The sequence below is a fragment of the Chromobacterium vaccinii genome, assembly GCF_000971335.1.
Classification (GTDB): domain Bacteria; phylum Pseudomonadota; class Gammaproteobacteria; order Burkholderiales; family Chromobacteriaceae; genus Chromobacterium; species Chromobacterium vaccinii.
The window spans coordinates 1-1033 of the sequence record NZ_JZJL01000133.1 but is presented as its reverse complement, the minus strand read 5'-3'; the positions used below and the strand labels follow the sequence as shown (position 1 = coordinate 1033).

General features: G+C 57.2%; 1 pseudogene. It reads right to left on the bottom strand.

Features of this window, described 5'->3' with window-relative positions:
- Window positions 1–52 precede the first annotated feature (52 nt).
- Window positions 53–984 (bottom strand): annotated as a pseudogene (locus VL52_RS22915) (IS5 family transposase).
- Between the last annotated feature and the right edge of the window lie 49 nt (window positions 985–1033).

Below are 1033 nucleotides of genomic sequence, written 5' to 3'. Positions count from 1 at the left end.
CTTTGTTGCACAAATCAGTTAAAGGCCGAGCTACCCCAATCCCCAGCCGGATTTATCCCATGCGTACCGTTTGCGGCGTGCCCAGGGCTGTAAAGCGATTCAGAATCGCTGCACAGATTTGAAGCTCGCTACCTGCCGGTCAAAGTCTCGCGACTTGACGCGGTCCGCCAGCAACTTGAAACAGTGCATCTTCGTTTCGACCAGGCTGCGTCGACGGTAACCACTCCACTTTTTCCAGAGCGTTCGCCCCAGATACTTCACCGAGCGTAGCGACTCATTTCGAGCCTGATTGCCCTGTGAATTCCCTTTCCAGAATTGGCCGTTTCGACGCGGGGGAATGATGGCCGCAGCCCCACGCTCCGCAATCGCAGCGTGACATAGCCGTGTGTCGTACGCCCCATCCGTGGTCACCGTTACGACTTCCTCTGCCTCCGGAATTTGCGATAGCAACTCCGGCAACATCGTGGCATCGCCGGTGCGATTGTCGGTCACTTCCATGGCTCGGATTTCCAGCGTTTCCGCATCAATCCCCAGATGCAGCTTGCGCCATTGACGGCGGTAGTCAGCGCCATGTTTTTTCACCTTCCACTCGCCTTCGCCCATCATTTTGATGCCGGTGCTGTCCACTAGGAGATGCAGGCAACCCTGCTTCTTCTGCACCGAGATGCGCACCTGCAGGTCTTTCTGCCGGCGGGAAAGCGTACTGAAGTCGGGAACAGCCCAGTCAAGCCCAGCCAGGCGAAGCATGCTTTCGACCATGCCTGTGGCTTGCCGTAACGCTAGGCCAAAAAGACATTTAATGGTGAGACAGAACTGAATGGCGGCGTCAGAGAAGGTCGGCTGCCGTCCCCGTTTGCCTGTGGCAGGCGCCAGCCAGTTCATGTCTTTGTCGAGCCAGAGGAGTAGCTGCCCTCGCTGCTTGAGGGACTGATTGTAGGCATGCCAGTTGGTGGTCTGGTACTTGGGACGGAGGGGCTTGTTCATGCCATCACTCTACCGGACGCAAGCAGACCCCGATTTGTGCAACAAAGCC